Genomic DNA, 23,636 nt, shown 5'->3' on the forward strand with positions numbered 1-23,636 from the left:
TTCACCGCTGCAAAAGCAGCTATTTTTGCTCATTACCGGGCGCTAAGTTCATAATCGAATCAACTCGTTCATTCATGCAAGCATGATTCACTCGATGTTTCGATTATGGCTGAGCTGTTGTGAAAAAAATTTAAAAAGTTGTTGACAAACCGATGAGTCTGTAGTATAGTAATTATTGTTCTGAGGAACACAGTTAAGAAATGCGACAGTGGCTCAGTTGGTAGAGTACGACCTTGCCAAGGTCGGGGTCGCGGGTTCGAACCCCGTCTGTCGCTCTTGGAAGAGATTTTCCGGTCACCGGGAAGTCTCTTTTTTATGATATAGGAAAGTTTTTACTTTCCCATATCACAAAACGCTCCGCAGGATGCGCATGATTTTTCAGGAATATTTAGAAACAGAATATGGAGGGTAATATAAGAATGAGTGAAAAGATAGAAAAGAGTAATCCGCTGGCGACAGAGCCTGTGGGCAGATTGATTGCAAAGTTTGCGATACCGGCAATTATCAGTATGCTGGTAAGCTCGTTGTATAATATCGTAGACCAGATTTTTATCGGTCAAGGTGTTGGGATGCTTGGGAATGCGGCGACGAACATTGCCTTTCCTATATCCATTATATGTACGGCGACCGCCCTTCTTCTGGGAATCGGGAGCGCTTCTAACTTTAACCTGGAATCCGGGGCGGGCAACCGGAAACGCGCGGCAGAGATTGCCGGGACGGGGCTTTCTATGTTGGTAATCTGCGGAGTGGTAATCGCAGCGGTTGTCCTGATTTTTCTGAATCCTATTTTGCAGATATGTGGTGTAACGCCGGAGGTGCTGCCTTATGCACAGGATTATACGGGAATCTGTGCAATCGGAATACCCTTCCTGATTCTGACAACAGGAGGAAATCATCTGATTCGGGCGGACAGAAGCCCTACATATTCCATGGTATGTATGTTGACGGGAGCAATCATTAATACGATTTTGGACCCATTGTTTATCTTTGGCTTCCACTGGGGAATCAAGGGGGCGGCGTGGGCAACCGTTATCGGGCAGGTCATATCCGGAATGATTGTAATCGTTTATTTTGCAAGAATCCGGCATATGGAGTTGAAAAGAGAAATGTTCGCTCCCAAAGGAAGATTTTTAAAAATGATTGTTTCCCTTGGGATGGCCTCCTGTATCAATCAGATTGCTATGGCGATTGTACAGGTTGCCATGAACAATACGCTTCGTCATTATGGGGCGGAATCCATGTACGGCATGGATATTCCTCTGGCTTGTGTGGGCGTTATTTCTAAGGTCAACATGGTGTTTATGGCAATCTGTATCGGTATATCCCAGGGATGCCAGCCTATCTGGGGATTTAACTATGGAGCGGGCAGATATGACAGGGTGAGAGAAACTTACCGGAAAGCGGCGGCAATATCCATGACAGTGGGAATCTTATTTTTTATCTGTTTTCAATTGTTCCCGCGCCAGTTGGTCAGTATTTTCGGGAATGGGAGTGAAGAATACTTCCATTTTGCAGAAAGATATTTTAAAATATTTATGTTCATGACTTTTATAAATGGAATACAGCCTATGTCGTCAGGGTTCTTTACGTCCATCGGCAAGGCAAAACTGGGCATCGTGGTGTCACTGACGAGGCAGGTTATTTTCCTGCTCCCGCTGATTCTTATTTTCCCATTATTCATGGGTATTGACGGGGTTATGTATGCGGGACCGATTGCGGATGCGGCAGCAGCGGCAGTGGCAATCACGCTGGCATTAAGGGAACTGAAGAAGATGAAACAATAATCAAGTGGAGGTTGGGTTTTATGAGTTACGCAGACAAGGTTTTTATAGATATGTGCCGTGACATTATTGATAACGGAACCAGCACAGAGGGGGAGAAGGTCCGCCCGGTATGGGAGGACGGAACCAGCGCCTATACTATTAAGAAATTCTGTGTTGTGAACCGATACGATCTGTCGAAAGAGTTCCCGGCGCTGACCCTTCGGAGGACTGCGATTAAGGGCTGTACGGATGAACTTTTGTGGATCTGGCAGAAGAAGTCTAATAATATCCATGAGTTAAAGAGTCACATCTGGGACAGTTGGGCAGATGAGAATGGTTCCATCGGCAAGGCTTATGGCTATCAGATGGGGGTGAAGCATCCGTACAAAGAGGGGATGATGGATCAGGTGGACAGAGTGATTTATGATTTGAAACATAATCCTTATAGCCGCCGGATTATGACAAATATTTATGTGCACCAGGATTTGCATGAGATGGCGCTCTATCCCTGTGCGTACAGTATGACTTTCAATGTGACGAAGGAAGCGGGAAGTGATAAACTGACGTTGAATGGAATCCTGAATCAGCGTTCGCAGGATGTACTGACGGCAAATAACTGGAATGTATGTCAGTATGCCGTGCTGCTCCATATGCTGGCGCAGGTATGTGATATGAAGGTGGGCGAGTTCGTGCATGTGATTGCAGACGCCCATATCTATGACCGTCATATTCCGCTGGTTGAAGAGCTGATTAGCAGAGAACCGCTCCCGGCGCCGAAGTTCTGGCTGAATCCTGAGATTAGGGATTTCTATGATTTTACGCCGGATGATGTGAAATTGATTGACTATGAGACTCATGAACAGATTCGGAACATTCCGGTGGCAATTTAAGAAAGGTAAAAAGGGAGAAACGATATGAATATAATTGTTGCAGTGGATAAGAATTGGGCAATCGGGCTTCAGAATCGGTTACTGGTAAGTATTCCGCAGGATATGAAGTTCTTCCGGGAGACGACAACGGGGAAGACCGTGGTTATGGGAAGAAAGACTCTGGAGAGTTTTCCGGGCGGACAGCCGCTTAAGAAGAGAACGAATATTGTGCTGACGGGAAAGAAGGACTATCAGGTAAAAGATGCTGTCATTTGTCATTCTGTGGAAGAGGTGCTGAAGGAAGCCGGGAATTACGAATCGGATGATATTTATGTGATTGGCGGCGAGAGCATTTACCGGGAACTTCTGCCTTACTGTGATAAGGCATACGTGACGAAGATCGGGCATGCTTATGAGGCGGATACCTGGTTTCCCAATTTGGACGAGGATCCACAGTGGGAGATGACGAAGATCAGTGAGGAACAGACCTATTTTGATCTGGAATATGTATTTACAGTTTATGAGCGAAAGGGAAAGTAATTTAAACAAATGAGGATACTAAGTATTACAGCACAGAAGCCGGACAGTACCGGAAGCGGCGTGTATTTGACAGAGCTGGTGAAAGGATTCGCCCGACAGGGACATGAGCAGGCGGTGACGGCAGGCGTTTATCAGGAAGACCGGACGGTGTTCCCGGACGGGGTGGAATTCTATCCGGTATATTTTTGTACGGAGGAGTTGCCTTTTCCCATTGCGGGCATGTCGGACGAGATGCCTTATGAAAGCACGGTTTACGGGCAGATGACGGCAGAGATGGTTAGGCAGTTTAAGGAAACCTTTGCGGCGCATATCAAGGAAGCAGTGGAAAGCTTTGGGCCGGATTTGATTATCTGCCATCACCTGTATCTTCTTACGGCACTGGTGAAGGACATGTTCCCCCGGCGCAAGGTGTATGGTTTCTGTCACAATACGGATCTGAGGCAGATGGAGAAGACGCCGCTGGAACGGAAATTTATCAGAAAGCAGATACAGAAGCTGGATGCAATTTTTGCTCTCCATGAAGAGCAGAGAGAAGAAATTATCCGCATATATGATGTGGACAGAGAGAGAATCCGAATTGCGGGAACCGGATTCAACAGCAGTGTTTTTTATCCGGAACGGCCGGAAAGAGATGGGAAGCTGCGCCTGATATTTGCCGGAAAGCTGTCGGAAAAAAAGGGAGTTATTAGTCTTCTTAGATGTCTGAGGCATCTTCCGTGGGAATCGGGGAAGATGGAGCTTCTTCTGGCAGGCGGCTATGGAAATGAAGAGGAATATGCGCAGATAAAACAGTTGGCGGGGGAAGCTCCCTGTCCGGTTCATTTTCTGGGACGCATTTCCCAGGAAGAGCTGGCAAAAGCATACAATAGAAGTGATATCTTTGTATTGCCCTCTTTCTTTGACGGGATGCCCCTTACGATGATTGAGGCGATGGCATGCGGGGACAAGGTAGTCATTACAGAACTTCCGGGAATCCGACCCTGGGTGGAGGAGCATGTTCCCGGCGCCCCGGTGTTTTTCGTGGAGCCGCCGCAGATGCGTAATACGGATGAACCGGTACGGGAAGCTTTGCCGGAGTTTGAGAAAAGGCTTGCAGAGAAAATTGTGGAATGTGCGGCGATGAAGGATATGGGTCAGCCGGATCTTAGCCGGGTATCCTGGGAGAATGTCTGCCGTACGGTTTTGGAAGAATATGGTAAAAAAGGAACCGGGAATATAGGAAGGGACGAGGAAGAAGGATATGTTTATTGATCTTCATATGCATGAGATGCGTTATTCAAAGGACAGTTTCCTGAAGCTGGAAGAGATGGTTGTGATTGCGAAGGAAAAGGGGTTGGATGCCATCTGCATTACAGACCATGACAGCATGGGGCTTAAGAAATTTGCACAGGAATACTCTAAGTTGGTGGACTTTCCCATATTTGTGGGAATTGAGTTTTATTCTCTGCAGGGAGATATTATTGCTTTTGGCATTGAGGAATATCCGGATCACCGGGTAAGCGCCCAGGAATTTATTGACTATGTGAAGGAGCGGGGCGGCGTATGCTACAGCGCCCATCCGTTCCGAAATAACCGGCGAGGGCTGGAAGGGCATCTGAATGAAGTGACAGGGCTTGATGGAATCGAGGTGCTGAATGGAAGCACGAAGACGGACGCCTGCCGGACGGCGGCGGAATATGCGAAGAAGCTGGGTCTGATACCTGTAGGGGCAAGCGACTGCCATGTGCCGGAGAAGGTAGGAATCTGTGCGACCTATTTTCCTCAGGATATCCGTACACCGGATGACCTGGTGAAGGCATTCCAAGAGGGCGGAATGCTTCCGGCGTATTATCTGGACGGCGCCTACCATACGCTGGACATGGATGCATTCCTTGCGGGGGAAATGACGGTAGACCCGGCGTCTATGTAGGGAAAATGCCGGTTTTTATGGTTAAAATACAATCGTTACCGTGAACCATCCATTTTCAGCAGTAAAATGATAAAAGACGTCATGCTTTTTGCAGAAAGCCAGGATTGACCGGGTACCAATTCCGTGACCTTCCTTTTCTGATATGGGAAGTCCGTTTTTGGAGAAAGCGACGGTTCCGGTATAGGGGTTGGACACCTCCAACATGAGCTTTGGCCTGTGTATGCATTTGCAGATAATTTTTCTTTCTTCTTCAGGAAGCTTACGGCAGGCGGTGATGGCATTTTCCAGCGCATTGGCAAAAACGATGGAAAGCTCTGCGGCATCGACAGGGAGTGTGTCCGGAATGGAAAAATGTGTTTCCAGCGTGATATTCTCTGCCGCTGCCCGTTCCAGATAGGAAGACAGTGTGGCGTTCAGTATGGGGCTGCTGCAATAAAGTGCAGGAGCCTGAAGCTTATACTGCGAAATGGAATGATTGATATAATTGAGAACGGTCTGCGGTTCTTCATTTTCTACAAGGGAAGCGATGGCCTGAAGTCTGTGGCGGGTATCATGCAGGTCTATTCTTGCTTTTTCGGTTGCAGCAGATGCCTCGGAGATTCTTTCTTCCAGGCTGTGTACCTGTAATTCTAATAATTCCCGATTATGATTTGACATTTGAAACCGGTACTGCATGAACAGGTATTGGAACACTGCAAAATAGATAATGACAATCACTGCTCCCAGCAGGTAGATTAAAAAAATAGCAGAAGGACTATTTATGTAATGCGTCGGATAAGCGGCAATTACGACTACAAGTACAATCAGAGAGCATGGAATCAGAGAAAGGATGCCCCAGCCTTTTTGCGTGATAGCGGTAAGCTGTAAAAACGGGCGCCGTATAAAAGCAAATTCCAATAAAATAATGAGCAGGTAAGCCGTTAGACGGAGCAGGAAGTCGGAGAATGCCGAACCATGGATTGCAGTATTTATCAGCGTGACGGTGGCGGTAACGTACAGGGAAAATAAAATCTGTGTCGCATGGGTAAATACAGCCAATGCGGGCTGTACTTTTGCAAGTTTGTAAATCATAAGGATAGCAGGAAGAGATATTGTAAATGCAAAAACCCGTGTAAGGAACAGAAAGCCCCGGAAATAAATGATGGCGGCAGTAGAAATCACAACATAAAAAAGATACAGAGACAGGATGGCAATAATTTTTCTGAGACTGTATTTGAGTTTTGTGGTAGAACACATCATGCCCAGTGTACATATTACGGTTAAAGTGACCTTAAATACCATATAGGGTAAATTTTGTTCAAACAGCATGTTATTCGCCTCCATTCAGCCAGTAATCGGACCATTTTGTTTTGTATGTTTCGTATTTCCCGCGGGGAATTGAAATTTTGTGATTCCCGTTGAGGATAAGCTCATGTCTTGTGATTTCTGTGACATGGCGCAGGTTTACGACAAAAGAGGAACCCACAAGAAGAAATTCTTTGTGTTCCAGCAGCGGGGCAACGGCATTTTGAAAGGTCCCGTTAAAGGTTGCGCTACTTATAACAGAATGGTCAATGAGATGATAACAGATCAGCCGTCTGACACGTTCGGCGTAGCAGATGTTGTGTACTGGAATGATGCGGACGGAGCCGGGCAGTTTAATAGCAACAGCCTTCTTCTGAAGCTCGGCAAAACGGTCAGCAGCCTTGTCCAGGCATCGGAATAACGGGACAGCGTCTATTGGTTTCAAAAGATACTGAAACGCTTCCACAGTATAGGAGTCTACGGCAAAGTCGGGAGAGGTGGTTAGATAGAGAATCATCCCTTCATCGCCTTGTTCTCGCAGCGCAGAACCCAGCCTTATACCGCTCATTTCCGGCATGAGAATATCCAGTATATAGAGATCAAATCCGCCGTGTTCAGCTTTAAAGTTCAAAAGTGCTTTTGCAGAAGAAAAAGCAGACACTGTAAAAGAGTAGTTCTGCCTTATTTTCTCATATTCCTGAATCAGATTCACAATTTTCTCACGATATCGTTTTTCATCATCACATACAGCAATCCGCATTTTTCCATTCTTTTTTAAGAACATTGCAAAATTTACAATAAAGGCTGCAAAATTTACAATTTAGTTCAAAAAATTGGCTCCTTCCGATAAAATTTAAGAAATCTATAAAAATTATGCCAAAAGTATGTGTATGTGTCAAGTGTTTTTGTCGCTTCAAGTATGCAGGAAAGACAGAAGAAGTTGGCGTGATGCATACAAAAGCAGAAAAAGGAGGAAAAAATATGGAGAATTGTGACAACAACAGACCATGCCCATGTACCTATGACTGTCCGCGACATGGAAAATGTTGTGCTTGCGTAGCGCATCACCGGGATCATAATGAGGGGGTACCCGGGTGTTTCTTTTCTACGGAAGCAGAAGCTACATATGACAGGAGCATAGAGGCATTGTGTCGCGACAAAGGAATTCTATAAAGATAAGGAGAGTTAAGAAAGATGCAAAAATCAATTTCTGCGAGATTATCGCGAGTCTGTATTTTTACAGTGGTTTTTTTATTGCTTTTTTCGCTGGCTGGGTGCAGTGATAAAGTGGAACCGGCAGAGAATACGGCGAGTTCTCCGGTGGAAGGAAAGAAGATTGCGTATATACTGAACATGCCTTCCAGCGAGATATTTCAGCTCTGTGCCGATCAAAGTGTAGAAACGGCGGAAAAATTAGGTATGTCCTGTGATGTGTTTTTTTCTGATGGCGATGACACCGTTTTCAAAAATGATATCACAGAGTGTGCTGAAGATGGGTATGACGGATTGTTTCTGTCACACGGAGGACAGGAGTATTCCTATGAGTTTCTGACGGAATTGCTTGAAGATTATCCGGAACTAAAAATTGTAACTTTTGATACGCAGTTTGAAGAATCCTCCGGTGAAACAAAGAAAATAGAAGGTGTTACCCAGTTTTTCCAGGATGATGCAGGGTTTGCCACAAGTTTACTGGATTATATCTGTGAAGAATTATATCCGGAGAAGGAAACGGTAAATGTATTGAAGGTATGGGTAGGACCGAATTATATTGCTGCTTTTGACAGGAGGGAAGAAGGCTATCAGGAATATGAAACGAGCGGCAGAATTCATACACTGGAAGTGATTGGACCGACAGACTACAGCGATGCTACAGCTTCCATGTATGAGGTGATGCGTGCCACTTTGATGAAATACGACGAGGGGGAGATTGACGCTGTATGGGTTGCTTATGACGCCTACGCGCAGGGGTGCTACCAGGCATTAAAAGAACTGGGCAGAGATATTCCCCTTGTATCGGTAGATATCTGCAATGAGGATATCCGTTATATGTTAGAGGACAGCTCCCAATGGAAAGCTTGTGCCTGCACGGATTTTAAGGCGAATGGCGAACAGGGGATCAGGACTTTAGCGTTGGAATTAAACGGCGATTATGAAGACATTACAGATCCCGGGACGGGCGAGGCAACAGATTATTTTGAGATGCCTGCTTGTCTTATTACACAGGATATGCTGAAAAGCGATACGACAATTGAAAATATTTACGATGTTGCTCCCAAACAGTATGGAGCCGTAGAAAATTACATGACGAATGACTGGCTGAAGGAGTGCATTGGATATTAAAAAGATATGTGAAAAGAATGGTTGACAAATAGAGACGTTTTCCACTATAATAATAACAATTATCGAGCAAATGCTATGACAAGGAGGAGTACATAGGTATTCGGAAGCAAAGAGAGGAGATGGAAGGTGCGAATCTCCGTGACGGACTTATGGAAGTAGCCTTTGAGCAGTGAACCGAACGTGTCTGTTTGTGCCAAGGAGTACAGGATATTAGTAGACTTCAACGTATTCCCTACGTTACAGGGGAACTGTATCGAAGCAGAAGATCGGCGCACAGATGCCGGGCAGCAGGCTTCTGTACAGACAGAGTGCAGAGAGGTTCTCTGAATTTAGGTGGTAACACGGATGAAAAGATTCGCCCTAAGCTAAGAATAGCTTAGGGCTTTTTTATATCCGAAGAACTGAAACAGGAGGGTATGTCATGAAGAAGATTTCAGGAAACAAGTTATTGGTGAAGGCGCTGAAGGAAGAAGGAGTCGATACATTGTTCGGCTATCCGGGTGCCTGTACCATTGATATCAGTGACGAGTTATATAAGCAGGATTATACGAAGGTAATCCTTCCAAGGCAGGAAGTGGCTCTGGTGCATGAAGCAGATGCCTACGCCCGCTCCACAGGAAAGGTCGGTGTATGTCTGGTAACCAGCGGGCCGGGAGCGACGAATCTGGTTACGGGACTTGCTACTGCTTATTATGACAGCGTGCCGTTGGTATGTTTTACCGGACAAGTGGCAAGGCATTTGATTGGGAATGATGCTTTCCAGGAAGTGGATATTGTGGGGATTACCAGGAGTATCACCAAGTATGGTGTGACGGTCCGTAACAGGGAAGATCTGGGGAGAATAGTGAAAGAGGCTTTCTATATTGCAAGGACGGGAAGACCCGGACCGGTGCTTATAGACCTGCCCAAGGATGTGATGGGAGAGCTGGGAAGCGCAGAGTATCCGAAGGAAGTCAATATCCGCGGATATAAGCCCAATACCAGCGTTCATATCGGACAGTTAAAGCGTGCGATTAAGATGTTGAATAAGGCAGAACGTCCGCTGTTCCTTGCCGGAGGCGGAGTGAACATTGCCCATGCAAATAAGGAATTTACGGAGTTGGTGGAGAAGACCAATGTTCCGGTCATTACAACAGTAATGGGACGCGGGGCGATTCCGACGAATCATCCGCTGTTTATTGGTAATCTTGGTATGCATGGTGCTTATGCGGCAAATATGTCTGTCGGCGAATGTGATCTTCTTTTCTCTATTGGAACAAGATTTAACGACCGTATTACCGGAAAGCTGCACTCTTTTGCCCCGAAGGCGCAGATTGTACATATTGATATCGACACGGCGGCGATTTCTAAAAATGTTCAGGTTGACGTGCCGATTGTAGCAGATGCAAAAGAAGCGGTTACAAAGATGCTGGAATATGTGGAAGTATGCGATACAAAGAACTGGCTGTCAAAGATAGCTGCGTGGAAAGCAGAACATCCGATGGTGATGAAGAAAAAACCGATTATGACGCCGCAGGATATTATTGATGCGATTAATGAATCTTTTGAAAAAGCAATTGTTGTAACGGACGTGGGGCAGCACCAGATGTTTACCGCACAGTTTTTGGAGCTGGACGAGAATAAGAAGCTTCTGATGTCCGGCGGGCTGGGAACGATGGGGTACGGGCTGCCGGGAGCAATCGGCGCGCAGATCGGCAATCCGGATACTCCGGTTATCTCTATCTCCGGTGACGGCGGTATGCAGATGAATATTCAGGAGCTTGCAACGGCGGTTCTGGAGGAACTTCCGATTATCTCCTGTATCTTTAATAACAGCAATCTGGGAATGGTTCGCCAGTGGCAGAAATTGTTCTATGGCAAACGGTATTCTATGACGTGTCTGCGCTCCGGCGCTGCCTGCCGCGGGAAATGCGGGGAAGTGCCGTGCCCTGAGTATACGCCTGATTTTGTGAAACTGGCGGAAAGCTACGGGGCGAAGGGAATCCGCGTAACGAAGAAAGAAGAGATTCTGCCGGCATTTGAGGAAGCGCGAAAGAGCAAGAAGGTACCGACGATTATTGAGTTTACGATTGACCCGGAGGATTTGGTTTATCCTATGATTCAGCCGGGCGGGACGCTGGAAGATATGATTTTGGACTGTTAGAAAGGAGCAGGGATGATGAGTAACGGAATGAAGAAAAGATGGATTTCACTGTATGTGGAGAATCAGGTAGGTGTTCTTTCTAAAATCTCCGGATTGTTTTCTGGTAAATCTTACAATCTGGACAGCCTGACAGTGGGGACAACAGAAGATCCGACGATTTCCAGGATGACCATTGCGACGGTCAGTGATGATGAGACATTTGAGCAGATTAAGAAGCAGTTAAACCGTCTGGTGGAGGTTATCAAGGTAATTGATTTTACGGATATCTTTGTAAGGATGAAGGAGATTCTCTACGTGAAGGTGAAAAAATGTACGCCGGAGGATAAGGCGGAGTTGTTCCAGATTGCGGAGACCTTCAAAGCGAAAGTGATTGATTACGGAAAAGACAGCCTGCTTCTGGAGTTTGTACAGACGGCAACCAAGAATGATGCGGTAATTAAGCTGATGAAAGAAGAGTTTCAGAGTATAGAGGTTGTAAGAGGCGGAAGTGTGGGAATTGAATCTATCAGTATGATGGAGAGATAGAAATGGCAGGACACATCTGGAATCATTGTTTTTACGGAAAAACCGAGTGCGCTCTTGAATTTTAAATATGATCGTACTATAATGAAGGAAGATTGGAAGAAGTTATCAAAGAATGGAGGAAGTTTCGATGGAAAAGAAGAATATTGACTGGTCAAATTTGGGATTCGGATATATGCAGACAGATAAGAGATACGTTTCTAACTATAAAGACGGAGCGTGGGATGAGGGCGTGCTGACCTCCGATGCGAATGTAGTGATTAATGAGTGTGCCGGTGTACTGCAGTATGCGCAGACCTGTTTTGAAGGGCTGAAGGCTTATACAACGGAAGATGGGCGTATTGTAATGTTCCGCCCTGACCTGAACGCATCCAGGATGGCAGATTCAGCTAAGCGGCTGGAGATGCCGGTGTTCCCGGAAGACAGATTTGTTGAGGCAGTACATAAGGTAGTAGAGGCGAATAAAGCTTATGTTCCGCCGTATGGTTCCGGAGCAACTTTATACGTTCGTCCGTATATGTTCGGTTCTAATGCTGTCATTGGTGTAAAACCGGCAGATGAATATCAGTTCCGTGTATTTACGACTCCGGTAGGACCGTATTTTAAGGGCGGCGCGAAGCCGATTACGATCAGAGTTTGTGACTTTGACCGTGCGGCGCCTCATGGGACAGGCCATGTAAAGGCGGGACTTAACTATGCAATGAGCCTTCATGCAATTGTGGACGCTCATAAGCAGGGATACGATGAAAATATGTATCTGGATGCTGCTACCCGGACGAAGGTTGAAGAGACCGGTGGAGCGAACTTTATCTTTATTACCAAAGATAACAAGGTAGTAACGCCGAAGTCACATACCATTCTTCCGTCTATTACCAGACGTTCTCTGATGTATGTGGCAGAGAAATACCTGGGATTGGAAGTAGAGGAGAGAGAAGTATACCTTGATGAAGTGAAAGATTTTGCAGAATGCGGACTCTGCGGTACGGCGGCGGTTATCTCTCCGGTAGGAAAGATTGTAGACCACGGTACGGAAATTTGTTTCCCAAGCGGTATGGAAGAGATGGGACCTACAACGAAGAAACTTTATGATACGTTGACCGGAATCCAGATGGGACACATTGAGGCTCCGGAAGGATGGATTCATGTAGTTTGCTAGAATAAGCTTATATAGAGGCGGGGCAGACAGGGAGATTGTCTGCCCCGTTTGGTATAGAAAGGAAGCCGGAGGACAGGGAATGAAGAATAAGAAACACCGGGGACTTGTCAGGTGGTTTCAGAGTCAGAAAATCTGGAAAAAGATTTTATATGCTTTTATTATTTCGGCAATCGTTCCGTTAATTGTAAGTCAGGTGCTTTTAGTCTACATAAACATGACAAGCATGAAGGGAAAAGTGGATGAGCTTATGGTGAATGAGCTTGTCCAGATGGCGGAGCGGGTAGATTTGACGATGGAAATCTATATCAATCTGGTCTGGCAGCTTAGCAGTGACAGTCAGGTTATTGATAATATTGCGAATCAGCTGGATGAGGATTATGAAACCGATGAGGTTGCAAAGTGGGAGATATACGATAAAATCAGGCAGTATGATGTTTCGGCGAATGGAATCGAATGTATCAGCATTGTCCTTCAGGATGGACAGTCCATTACTTATGATTTTAAAAACGCTTCTACAGTGCAGAACATATGGAATGAATATGAAGATTTGAGGGAGACGGAGCCTTATCAAAGGGCACAGGAGACATCAGGTATTGCAATTACACCGACAGACGAATATGGCAGCGGGGAGAACGTGCAGTATCTGTTCCATATTTCCAAGAAGATCTATGATTATAACAGGCTGGAAAAAGGTTCGGTTGCTACGCTTATCATGAGTATTGACGGAAAGGAATTGGATAAAATCTGTACGGTTGATTATCAGCATGATCCGCAGCAGGAACATAACGTGAATTTTATTATAGACCGGGATGGATATATTCTGGCTTATCCGGACCTTTCCTATGCAGGAGAGCAGATTCAGAAGCAGGAATCGGTAGAGGAGTTTGTGCAGAGCACGGGAAGACTGGAGGGGAAGAATATTTCCTATAACCAGTACGAAGACAAGAAACTGGGATGGGTCTTTTACAATGTATATGACAGGGCCTATTTGTTGGACGAAGTTATAGATGGTCTGGGGCTTGCAGTGGGTGTAGCAATCTTTTTTACCATTTTTGCTGTTGTGATGATTTGCTCCATGACAAATTCGATTAAATCATCCCTGCAATCTCTGATGCAGGGAATCCGCCAGGTACAGGAAGGAAATCTGGATGTGAAGGTGGTTGCCGGAGCGGAGGATGAATTTGCTGAAATTGCTCAGAATTTTAATTCTATGACGGGCAAATTGCAGGATTTATTTGATGAGGTGACGAAAGCAACCCAGAAGCAGAAAGAAGCGGAAATCCGTGCGCTGGAAGCGCAGATTAATCCCCATTTCCTGTATAATACCTTGGATTCTATTAATTGGATGGCAATTGACAAGGGAGAATATGAGATTAGCAAAATGCTGCGTGACCTTGGCGTGATTCTGCGTTATAGTGTTAATAAAAGCAATCAGGTCGTGAAGATGCAGGAAGAGATCGAATGGCTGGAGAAGTATGTGAGTCTTCAGCAGCTTCGCTTTAATTATTCTTTTTCATTTGAACTGTATGCAGAGGAAGAAGCAAGAAATGTAAGGGTACATAAGCTGCTTTTGCAGCCTTTTATAGAGAATGCAATTGATCATGGATTTAAAGAAATTGTAAGCGGCGGAGAACTCAGGGTTAATCTGGTGTTTTCAGAAGATAAGAGTATGCTCTATGCGATTATTGAAGATAATGGAAAAGGAATGACGCCGGAGGACACCAGGAAATATAATGATAAGGAGTATATCCTAAACGGCGGCGGACCGGGAATCGGGCTTGTGAATTCTTTTACGCGTTTATATATGTATTATGGGAAAGAAGCCGACTGGAATGTAAGCAGCATCCTGTCTGTGGGAACGGTTATTACATTGAAAATTCCGGTGCAGGAGAATTAGAAGAGGTAAGAGTCATGAGAATTGTAATCGTTGAAGACGAGATAAAGATAAGGGAAGGAATGGGAAAGATGATAGAGTCCCAGACCGGACATATGGTTGTGGGAGAGGCCGCGGACGGAGAAGAAGGGCTGGAAATGGTGCTGCGGTTCAAGCCGGATCTTGTAATAACAGATATTCGGATGCCGAGAATGAGTGGACTGCAGATGTTGAAGGAACTTGCAGAGCGGAAGGTCAGGACGCATATAGTGATTCTTTCCGGATATTCTGACTTTGAATATGCGCAAAAGGCTATCCGGTATGGCGCAGATGATTATCTTTTGAAACCGCTTGCTATAGAGGACGTCAGGAAAATGCTGAAGGATATCGAAGCTAAAATACAGGAAGAGGATGCATTTGGCTATGGCAATCAGGAAAACCGCCTGCGGGATATCTTTTTTGGAAATGTGGAAGCGTCTGAGGAACGGATTGAGGAGCTGCGTCGGGTCTGCGGCTTTGCACCGGGGATGAAATATGATTTAATGGCAGGATATATCGGGGCTGCACAGCCCGGCTATAAAGAACAGGTGGAAAAGGAAATTGCCGAATTAGGAAGGATGTATAAGGATTATAAGATTTATCTGATGTATCAGGAAAACCGTCAGATTTTCTTCTGCCTTACGGTCGGAAAGGCAGAGGGTGAAGAAGAAAAGAGCTGGTATGAACGTGCGTTTTATAATCAGGTTGTGGGAAAGTACCAGAAGAAAGAAGAGCGGTTTGTGTGGGCGGTGACCGGATGCACGGAGTATAATCTCCGGGAGGCAAAGGAGCATCTGGAGAGGAATCTGTCCTACGCCATGGTTCTGGAAAGTGAAGGCTGGATTACAGATGAGACGGTGGAGAACTATAAAGCGGAACTTTTTGAATATCCCCTAGAGCTTGGGAACCATTTGAAAAATGCAATCTGCAGGGGAGAGAGTGAAGAAATCATCCAGGCAGGGGAGGCATTCGCAGACTATATGAACAGTCGGCATTATACGCCGGGGGATATGAGGTTCGGGTTCTTAAAGACCTATCATATTGTAGAAGATACTTTGCAGGATATTGATCTGACTTTGCATGAGTATCTGAAGAATTCCGGAATTATTAATCGAATGGAGAACGTCTTTACTTACCGGGAAATGTCAGAGACATGGGAAGATGTGATTAAGATTATTGCCGGAAAAAGAGTAAAGAGAGAAAATATCAGTAATTACATTATCCAGAGGGCAATCAATTATATCCGCGAGCACTACCAGGAAGGAATTACGCAGGAAGAGGTATCCAGAAAGCTTGACATTACACCGGAATACCTGAGTGCGTTATTCAGCCGGGAGCTGGGGATAGGTTTCTCCCGCTTCCTGAGGCGTTTCCGTATCAGTCATGCGAAGCGTTTGTTGAAGGGGACGGATATGAAAATTTATGAAATAGCAGAGGCTGTAGGGTACAGTGACGCAAAGTATTTCGCCAGAATATTTAAAGAAGAGCAGGGGGTTACGCCGGGAGAATACCGGCAGCTTAACTAAGCCTGCAGACAGGAAGGAGGAAGCAGATGAAGAGAAGGGAAAAACTGGCTGCTGTTTTGGTGATGGCTGTTCTACTGGCTGCCTTGCCGGTCGGCGGATGCCGGATGGAGGAACATGAGAAACCGGATGAACAGGCAAAGGAACGCAAGGAGCTGCTGCTGTGGACTTACTATGAGACAGATGCCCAGAAAGCTGCTGTTTCAAATCTCGTGGAGGGATTTAACCAGTCACAGGAGGAATATCTGCTTACCTGGGAATACCACGGACCGCTTACAGAATTTAATAAAAGGCTTGCCATTGAACCTACGGCAGAGCAGAAGCCGGATATTGTGATTATTGATAATCCGGACATGAAGCGTTATGCGAAGACGGGAGAACTGGAGGATTTGACGGAGTATATTACGCAGATGGATGACCTGGATACTTACTATCCGGAGGCTCTTGATTCGGCATGCTTTGGAGAACGGTATTACGGACTGCCATTTTGCTGCAACAATGTGGCACTTATTTATAATGAAGAATTATTTCAGGAAAAAGGAATGACGGTTCCACAGACCTGGGAGGAATTCCTGGACTGTGCGGTTGCGCTTACTGAAAATGACAGGAAGGGCTTCGCCATGTCTGCGATTAAGGGAGAACAGTCTGCCTTTCAGATATTGCCGTTTATCCTTGCTACAGGAGAGGATATGGAGCAGATTGGCGGTACGGGAACTGAGGAAGCTTTTGCTTTTATACGGCAGTTAATAGAGACAGGGGCAATGGCAAAAGAGTGTGTCAATTGGTCACAGAATGATGTGGCACGTAAGTTTATCGACGGAGAATGTGCCATGATGGAGAATGGACCTTGGGTACTGCCTGCACTGGAACAATCCGGGGTTTCTTATGGGATTGCAAGGCTTCCGTATCTGCAGGGGATGGAGCAGGCGTTGACTGGAGTGACCGGCGGAGAGAATCTCGGAGTCATTAAAGGAAAAGATGTGGAGGGCGCCATAGCTTTTATGCAGTATTATAATAATGAGGAAGAGCGGATGTTGGAGGTGTGTATGCAGGCAGATTCCCTTCCGCCGAAGAGGGATGTGGCGGAGCGGATGCTGGAAGAGAAGCCGGAATATGAGATTTTTGAAAAGCAGATGGAAACCAGCATCTCAAGGACGTCCTGCAGGAACTGGACAGAGATTACGGATATTCTTTCCGATGCGCAGTTTTTTGTAGTTACCGGACAGATGACACCGAAAGAAGCGTGCGCGTATATTTGTGAACAGGGTGGAGATTCTTAATTTAAAAATCTCCACCCTGTTTAATTTTTTGGAGTGTTCAGAAGAATAAAATTTTGCAATAATGAGATAGGAAATGCAGTTTTATCTGTAAAAAAGAAAGAGAGGAGAAAAAAGCTATGAAAAAGAAAAGAAGTTTCATACGCAGAGTTATTGCCATGTTAGCAGCGCTAGCAATGACAGTGACTTATCTTCCGGCTTATGTAAGTGCGGAGGAGACAGAAGGTCTGGTGCTTCACTATAACTTCGAGTCTTTGAAGTCGGGAACTATCGTCAACGACCTGAGCGGCAATGGAAAAGCCGGCGTTGTACGTCCCACAGGTGCAGGAGTAGAGACACAGACTGATTTGATTCTTGGCGAGGAGCAGACGTCTTTCGTTATGAACGGAGGACAGCCGGATGCGACACATCCCTATGTTGAGCTGCCGCAGGGCGTTCTCAACGGTCTGGAGGATGTTACCATCAGCTGTTGGGTGTACCTGGATGTTTCGGATGGAGAGTATCACCGGATCTGGGATATCGGAAGTGGGACGACTTCCTATATGTATCTGCTTGCCGACGGTTCCAACACTGGACATAGAGGATATACCGCCGCTATTACAGCAAGCAGCTGGAGCAACGAGAAAGGTCCTGAGAAGCAGGAGAACCTGGATACCGGACGCTGGATTTTCACAACAGTAACCTTTGACGGTTCTGAGAAATCTATGTCCCTTTATGAGGACGGCGAATTAATCGGAACAGAGAAGACGGATGTAGATTTATCTGTTTTGGAAGGCAGTACACAGAACTACATCGGCTATGGACAGTGGGAGAATGATATCATGGATGGCCGGATTGCAGATTTCAAAATCTACAATTATGCCATGACAGCGGATGAGGTAAAGGATCAGATAACACTTGAGGATACTGAGAAGGTAGCAAGAGATAAAGCTACGCTGACGCTGGGAGATATCAGTGCAGTGACAGAAGATCTGGAACTTCCGACAAAAGGAAGCGCAGGCTCCGATATTTCCTGGGAGAGTTCAAACAAGGATGTAATTGCTGTTGATGGTACTGTGACAAGACCGAACGCAGATCAGGCAGACGTGACGGTTACACTGACAGCGACTATTAAAGCGGGAAATGAGACAGAGACAAAGACGTTTGAAGTGACGGTAAAGCGTCAGTTGAATGCGAAAGAGACTGCTGAGGCAGATGCAGCAGCAATCGACCTTGGCAATCTTAGCTCTGTGACAGGCAATCTGGTCCTTCCAACAGAGGGAGTGAACGGTTCCGAGATATCCTGGGTGAGCTCTAATGAAGCAGTTATCTCCAGCACAGGCGTGGTAAAGCAGCCTGATGGAGCAGCGGTACAGGTTACTCTGACGGCGACCGTTACCTATGAGGACGAGACGGCGACGAGAGACTTTGTGGCTACCGTTGTGCCAGGGTATAAGCAGATCAGCATCAAAGAGGTGAAGCCGGTAAGTGTAACGAGTTATGTTGGAAAGATTCCGAACCTTCCGGCGACGGTAGAGGTTGTATATAATGATGATACGACGGGATATGAAAAGGTTACCTGGCCGACAGACCTGAAAGTTTCTGATTTTGCAGAAGCTGGAGAGAAGACGGTAAAAGGTACGATTGTAGACAGTGTGGAAGAAGTAACGGCGACGGTTACTGTGACGGATGAGGAAGAGGTAGGACCGGAGAAGGCAGCGTCCTCCTTTGATTTAAGTGATATTAGCCTTGACGGGACAGATACCATCTATTCTCAGAATGCAGCGCGTGCATTTGAATATCTGAAGGTTATGGATGCGGACAGAATGCTGTACAACTTCCGTGCAACCTTTGGACAGGACACCAAAGGCGCCCAGCCGCTTACAGGATGGGATGAGCCGACCGGTCTTTTGAGAGGACATTCTACCGGACATTTCATTTCTGCGTTGTCCCTGGCTTATGCAAGTACGGGTGATGAGGAATATAAGACTAAGCTGGATTATATGATTACAGAGATGAGAAAGCTGCAGGAGATGTCCCAGGGGAATGCGGCAGACTTCAAGACGGCTTGTACGCCTAGCGATGCGGCGCAGTCCAAATGGAGCACAGACCCGACTGAATGGGGCAAAGGATTTATCAGCGCTTATTCACCGGATCAGTTTGCGCTTCTGGAACAGTATACGCCATATGCAACCATCTGGGCACCGTACTATACTTTACATAAGCTGATGGCAGGATTCATTGACAGCTATATCTATGCCGGCAACGAGGAAGGCCTTCAGATTGCAAAAGATCTTGGAAAATGGGTTTACAACAGACTGAGCGCTTGCTCACAGGAACAGCTTACAAGAATGTGGGCGATGTACATTGCAGGCGAGTATGGCGGAATGAATGAATCTCTGGCAAGACTTTATGAGATCACAGGGGACGAGGATTATTTGAAAGCAGCGAAGCTGTTCGATAATACAGAATTCTTTAACGGTCTGGCGAATAATGTGGACACGATTCAGGGACGCCATGCAAATCAGCATATTCCGCAGATCGTAGGAGCGATTCATGAATATGCGGCTACCGGAGATGTGAAATATTATAATATTGCCCAGAATTTCTGGGAGATGGTAATCAGCCGTTATGCATACTCCATCGGCGGCGTAGGAACCGGAGAGAGATTCCAGGATCCATACGAGCAGGGTAATAACATTGACGGGAATTCGTCACGCGGTGAGAACTGTGAGACCTGTGCGGCATACAATATGCTGAAGCTGACTATGGATTTGTATAACTACAATCCGGACGATGCTTCCTATATGGATTACTATGAGAGAACGCTGCTGAATCAGATCGCGGCATCTCAGAGTCACGATACTACATCACGCATGCACAATGGATGTACCTACATGCTGCCCATCGACCCGGGTCAGAGAAAAAGCTATGACAGCGATTACGGCGGATTTACCTGCTGTAACGGTACCGGTATGGAGAACCATGTGAAATATCAGGCTGCAGCTTTTGCACATACAGATGATACTTTATATGTAAATCTTTACATGCCGACTACGGTTACCTGGGATGAAAAGAATATAACTGTAAAACAGGAAACAAACTTCCCATCTGAGCATTCCAAACTTACTGTAACAGGCAGCGGAGAGTTCACGATGAAGGTAAGAGTACCTTACTGGGCGACAGACGGATTTACCGTAAAGGTAAATGGCGACGTTGTAGCTGAGAACCCGGAAGTAAGCTCTTATGTAGAAATTAATCGTACCTGGTCAGACGGAGACGTTGTAACAATTGATATGCCATATACGCTTCATCTTGACAAAACACCGGACAAGGTAGACGAGAGTGTTGTTGCATCTTTGATGTATGGACCAATCGTTATGGTAGCAAAAGACCAGAACAGCTCTTATACAGCAATGAACTGGCTGAATGTAACACTGAGCGATGACCTGTCCGAGAGTGTAGAGATTGTTGCTGGAGCGGACGAGGATTCCGTACCGCATCTTACTACCAATGGTTATGATTTCTATCCGATGTACGATGCTTACAACTATAGATACCACGCATATGTGAAGGTGGATGAAGCAGGTGCAGTGATAGATAAATCAAAGCTTCAGGCATTAGTAGATTCTGTAACTGGCGATAATGCACCGGCGAGGGAAGATTATGGTCCGAAGTCTTACCGGACACTGTTAGAGAAGATTGAGGCGGCACAGGCTGAGCTTGACGCAGAGTCTACAACACAGTCCAAGGTAAATAAGGCTCTGTCTGAGCTGCAGGATGCAATTGATGGACTGACGCCTGCAGTGACACCGAATCCGGATAACCTGGCGGCATCTGCGGATATTACCACTAGCTACTGCTCAAGCTGGGAGAACGAGTCTGCTGTCAACGACGGCAGAACAGGAAGCGCTTCTCTCGGAAATGATTGTCGCCATTGGGGAACCTGGGGCAACTGGGATGCTACGGAAGAATGGATTAGTTATGAGTGGGCTTCTCCGGTAATCATTGAAAGCTCAGAAATCTATTTCTTCGATAACAGCAATGGCGGAGACGGCGGAGTTCTGGTACCAAGCAGCTATCGGTATGAATATCAGACGATTGATGGCGAGTGGGAGCCAATCCCGACACAGGATGGACTTGGAACGGAACAGGATCAGTATAATAAGACAGAATTTGGCGCAATTGAGACTACCGGTATCCGGGCAATTCTCGTAAAGAGCGGAGCCGGCGTAGGTATCAATGAGTGGAAGATAAACGGTACCTTAAGAGAGACCGAAGAAGTGATTCTTGACTTTGACTTTGATGACGAAGACACTGGATTCAAAGGCGGCTGGGCTGTGGCTGAGCCTGCTGGAACGCTAGTAGATCATGAAGAAGGTAAGGCGTTATCTCTTGATGGAACTAAGAAGGAATGGCTGAATGTAACCAAGGCAGATGGTTCCAGTTTGCTGGCAGGTATAGAAGAGATGACTGTATCCTTCGATATGAAGGGCGCAGCTAACTGGGCATTCTTTGCGGCACCAAATGCAGATGCCCAAGTTTTCAAGAGCGAGCACTATATCGGCACACTTACGAATAATAAGTTTACGGTAGAGCGTTATAATAGTACAGAGCAAGAAAGACCTGCATTTACGGGTGCTGATATTGATGCAAACGACTGGGTACATGTAGAGTTTGCACTTGATAAGGACAGCACTACGATTAAGATTGGTGATGGAGCCGCTATTATGCAGGCAGGGCTTCCGGCAATTACAGATATTCTTGGCGAGTCACCGATTCTCCAGATTGGTAGAGCGAACTGGATTCCATGGGGAACGACGGAACTGGGTGAATATTATACAGGATTGCTCGATAACTACAAGATTGTTGCAACCGTATCTAAGGGAGAGGCTGCAGATAAGGCTGCACTTCTGGCGGCAATTCGCAGTGTAGTTGAAGAGGATTATACAGCGGAAAGCTGGGCAGAATATGAGCCAGTATTGACAGAAGCACAAGAGGTTCTTGCGGATGCATATGCAACCCAGCAGGAAGTTGATGCTGCTGTGGCTGCGTTGACAGAAGCACAGAGCAAATTAGTAGCGGTAGTAACCTCTATTACTGTTACACCTCCGACAAAGGTAGAGTATGAGCTTGGAGAAGCGATTGATTATACCGGAATGGAAGTTGTTGCAACATACAGCGATGGTACAACAAATGACATTGCAATAGAGGATTGCGAAGTAAGCGGCTATGACCCGAATACGGCCGGCGAGCAGACAGTAACGGTAGAGTACGATGGAAAGACAGCCACCTTCAAGGTAACTGTGAAGGAAGCAGCGAAACCGGAGATTCCGGAAGTTCTGGCAGACTTTAACTTCGATGCAGCACCGGCAGAAGGCGAAGCTTTCGATGGCGGCAATGCGAAGGCATCCGGTACTTATACACTGGTTGACCATGGTACAGGAAAGGCATTGAAACTGGACGGAACCAGCCAGTTCCTGAATGTAACAGCAAAAGATGGCACAAGCCTGTTGACAGGCGTGGAAGAGATGACCGTATCCTTCCAGATCAATCCTGGACAAAGCGCAACCAACTGGGGATTCTTCGCAGCAGCGAATGTAAACGAGCAGCTGTACAAGAGTGAGAAGTACCTGGGAATCTATGACGAGAACGGTACAGTAAAAGCACAGCGTTTCAATAGTAATGCACAGGACAGACCTGCGTCACCGGAATATGCGGCAGGCGAGAATAAGTGGTCTTATATCACTGTTGTCTATGCTGAAAATGAGACAATTCTCTATGTAAATGGTGTAGAAGCAGGACGGGAAGAAAGTATCGTATCGATTCCTGAATTACTGGGAGACAGCAGTATCCTTTACATTGGTAAGTCTACTTGGAAGAGCGGAGAGTATATGACTGGCCTGATTGACAATTATAAGATTGTAAGCCATGTTATGACGGCGGATGAGATTGCAGCAGAGGCGCTGAAATATGTAGAAAAAGATGTATTGAAGGCAGCCATTGATGCAACAGAATCCGTAGGAAATCAGGATGAATACACAGAAGCTACCTGGAAAGTATATGCAGAAGCGTTGAAGACGGCGAATGATATTTATGCAAGCAATGCGGCAACGCAGGCAGAAGTAGATGCAGCAGCGGCAGCTCTTACCAAAGCACAGAATGAGCTGAAAGTGGCGGAACCGGAACCGGTTGTAACGGTGGTATCCATTACGGTAACAGCACCGACGAAGACGGAGTACACGGCAGGGGAAGAACTTGACCTTGACGGAATGAAAGTTACTGTAAAATACAGCAATGGTGAAGAAAAAGAAATCACAGAAGGCTACGAAGTAAGTGGCTATGATAAGGCTAAAACCGGAGAGCAGACAGTAACGGTAACATATGAAGGAAAGACAGCGACCTTTAAGGTTACGGTG

Annotated in this window: 15 protein-coding genes, 1 tRNA gene and 1 other annotated feature; of the genes, 14 read left to right on the forward strand and 2 right to left on the reverse strand. The window is 46.1% G+C overall.

Annotated elements, in window-relative coordinates; translation table 11 throughout:
* The first annotated feature begins 202 nt into the window (after window positions 1-202).
* From OCV99_RS02265 to OCV99_RS02290, 6 genes are all read left to right on the forward strand, one after another.
* Window positions 203-275: transfer RNA gene (locus OCV99_RS02265), tRNA-Gly, on the forward strand.
* A 144-nt stretch (window positions 276-419) separates the two neighbouring features.
* Window positions 420-1,784, forward strand: coding sequence for an MATE family efflux transporter (locus OCV99_RS02270; RefSeq protein WP_158367726.1), 1,365 nt, complete (start codon window positions 420-422; stop codon window positions 1,782-1,784).
* Window positions 1,785-1,804: 20 nt separating this feature from the next.
* Window positions 1,805-2,653, forward strand: a complete 849-nt coding sequence (gene thyA / locus OCV99_RS02275; RefSeq protein WP_158367728.1) for a thymidylate synthase — start codon at window positions 1,805-1,807, stop codon at window positions 2,651-2,653.
* 24 nt (window positions 2,654-2,677) lie between these two features.
* Window positions 2,678-3,172, forward strand: a complete 495-nt coding sequence (locus OCV99_RS02280) for a dihydrofolate reductase (RefSeq protein ID WP_158367730.1) — start codon at window positions 2,678-2,680, stop codon at window positions 3,170-3,172.
* Between the two features lie 9 nt (window positions 3,173-3,181).
* On the forward strand, window positions 3,182-4,423 hold the full coding sequence (locus tag OCV99_RS02285) for a glycosyltransferase family 4 protein (RefSeq protein ID WP_158367732.1): 1,242 nt from the start codon (window positions 3,182-3,184) through the stop codon (window positions 4,421-4,423).
* A complete protein-coding gene (locus tag OCV99_RS02290; protein WP_158367734.1) occupies window positions 4,413-5,081 on the forward strand; it encodes a PHP domain-containing protein in 669 nt (222 codons plus the stop codon). Before OCV99_RS02285 ends, OCV99_RS02290 begins: the two co-directional genes overlap by 11 nt.
* 21 nt (window positions 5,082-5,102) lie before the next feature.
* Here OCV99_RS02290 and OCV99_RS02295 read toward each other — a convergent pair whose 3' ends face one another.
* Window positions 5,103-6,389 (reverse strand): sensor histidine kinase, encoded by a 1,287-nt coding sequence (locus OCV99_RS02295; protein ID WP_227193365.1) that lies wholly within the window; start codon window positions 6,387-6,389, stop codon window positions 5,103-5,105.
* A 1-nt stretch (window position 6,390) separates the two neighbouring features.
* Window positions 6,391-7,125, reverse strand: coding sequence for a LytR/AlgR family response regulator transcription factor (locus OCV99_RS02300; RefSeq protein WP_227193364.1), 735 nt, complete (start codon window positions 7,123-7,125; stop codon window positions 6,391-6,393).
* 434 nt (window positions 7,126-7,559) lie between these two features.
* On the opposite strand from OCV99_RS02300, the gene OCV99_RS02310 reads away from it, so the two are divergent.
* From OCV99_RS02310 to OCV99_RS02345, 8 genes are all read left to right on the forward strand, one after another.
* Window positions 7,560-8,705 carry a substrate-binding domain-containing protein gene (locus tag OCV99_RS02310; RefSeq protein ID WP_158367741.1) on the forward strand — a complete coding sequence of 382 codons (1,146 nt, stop codon included), beginning with the start codon at window positions 7,560-7,562 and terminating at the stop codon, window positions 8,703-8,705.
* Window positions 8,706-8,771: 66 nt separating this feature from the next.
* Window positions 8,772-9,071: a binding site (T-box leader), on the forward strand.
* Between the two features lie 55 nt (window positions 9,072-9,126).
* Window positions 9,127-10,848 (forward strand): biosynthetic-type acetolactate synthase large subunit, encoded by a 1,722-nt coding sequence (gene ilvB, locus OCV99_RS02315; protein WP_158367743.1) that lies wholly within the window; start codon window positions 9,127-9,129, stop codon window positions 10,846-10,848.
* A gap of 15 nt (window positions 10,849-10,863) precedes the next feature.
* Entirely contained in the window at window positions 10,864-11,373 is a 510-nt protein-coding gene (ilvN, locus tag OCV99_RS02320; protein WP_158367744.1) for an acetolactate synthase small subunit, read from the forward strand.
* A gap of 127 nt (window positions 11,374-11,500) precedes the next feature.
* Complete coding sequence (locus OCV99_RS02325) at window positions 11,501-12,526, forward strand: branched-chain amino acid aminotransferase (RefSeq protein WP_262574591.1); 1,026 nt, start codon at window positions 11,501-11,503, stop codon at window positions 12,524-12,526.
* A gap of 79 nt (window positions 12,527-12,605) precedes the next feature.
* Window positions 12,606-14,423 (forward strand): cache domain-containing sensor histidine kinase, encoded by a 1,818-nt coding sequence (locus OCV99_RS02330; protein ID WP_262574593.1) that lies wholly within the window; start codon window positions 12,606-12,608, stop codon window positions 14,421-14,423.
* A 14-nt stretch (window positions 14,424-14,437) separates the two neighbouring features.
* Window positions 14,438-15,964, forward strand: coding sequence for a response regulator (locus OCV99_RS02335; protein WP_158367747.1), 1,527 nt, complete (start codon window positions 14,438-14,440; stop codon window positions 15,962-15,964).
* Window positions 15,965-15,990: 26 nt separating this feature from the next.
* Window positions 15,991-17,241 (forward strand): sugar ABC transporter substrate-binding protein, encoded by a 1,251-nt coding sequence (locus OCV99_RS02340; protein ID WP_158367748.1) that lies wholly within the window; start codon window positions 15,991-15,993, stop codon window positions 17,239-17,241.
* Window positions 17,242-17,357: 116 nt separating this feature from the next.
* On the forward strand, window positions 17,358-23,636 hold a 6,279-nt coding region (locus tag OCV99_RS02345), incomplete at its 3' end, for a beta-L-arabinofuranosidase domain-containing protein (RefSeq protein WP_158367749.1).

This window comes from Dorea acetigenes (assembly GCF_025567385.1).
Lineage (GTDB): Bacteria > Bacillota > Clostridia > Lachnospirales > Lachnospiraceae > Claveliimonas > Claveliimonas acetigenes.

Excerpts from the sequence above, each read along its gene's own strand:
- OCV99_RS02270 (WP_158367726.1), top strand. The coding sequence starts at position 420 with ATGAGTGAAAAGATAGAAAAGAGTAATCCGCTGGCGACAGAGCCTGTG.
- thyA (WP_158367728.1), top strand. The coding sequence starts at position 1,805 with ATGAGTTACGCAGACAAGGTTTTTATAGATATGTGCCGTGACATTATT.
- OCV99_RS02285 (WP_158367732.1), top strand. The coding sequence starts at position 3,182 with ATGAGGATACTAAGTATTACAGCACAGAAGCCGGACAGTACCGGAAGC.
- OCV99_RS02325 (WP_262574591.1), top strand. The coding sequence starts at position 11,501 with ATGGAAAAGAAGAATATTGACTGGTCAAATTTGGGATTCGGATATATG.
- OCV99_RS02335 (WP_158367747.1), top strand. The coding sequence starts at position 14,438 with ATGAGAATTGTAATCGTTGAAGACGAGATAAAGATAAGGGAAGGAATG.
- OCV99_RS02280 (WP_158367730.1), top strand. The coding sequence starts at position 2,678 with ATGAATATAATTGTTGCAGTGGATAAGAATTGGGCAATCGGGCTTCAG.
- ilvN (WP_158367744.1), top strand. The coding sequence starts at position 10,864 with ATGAGTAACGGAATGAAGAAAAGATGGATTTCACTGTATGTGGAGAAT.
- ilvB (WP_158367743.1), top strand. The coding sequence starts at position 9,127 with ATGAAGAAGATTTCAGGAAACAAGTTATTGGTGAAGGCGCTGAAGGAA.
- OCV99_RS02295 (WP_227193365.1), bottom strand. The coding sequence starts at position 6,389 with ATGCTGTTTGAACAAAATTTACCCTATATGGTATTTAAGGTCACTTTA.
- OCV99_RS02340 (WP_158367748.1), top strand. The coding sequence starts at position 15,991 with ATGAAGAGAAGGGAAAAACTGGCTGCTGTTTTGGTGATGGCTGTTCTA.
- OCV99_RS02290 (WP_158367734.1), top strand. The coding sequence starts at position 4,413 with ATGTTTATTGATCTTCATATGCATGAGATGCGTTATTCAAAGGACAGT.
- OCV99_RS02310 (WP_158367741.1), top strand. The coding sequence starts at position 7,560 with ATGCAAAAATCAATTTCTGCGAGATTATCGCGAGTCTGTATTTTTACA.
- OCV99_RS02330 (WP_262574593.1), top strand. The coding sequence starts at position 12,606 with ATGAAGAATAAGAAACACCGGGGACTTGTCAGGTGGTTTCAGAGTCAG.
- OCV99_RS02300 (WP_227193364.1), bottom strand. The coding sequence starts at position 7,125 with ATGCGGATTGCTGTATGTGATGATGAAAAACGATATCGTGAGAAAATT.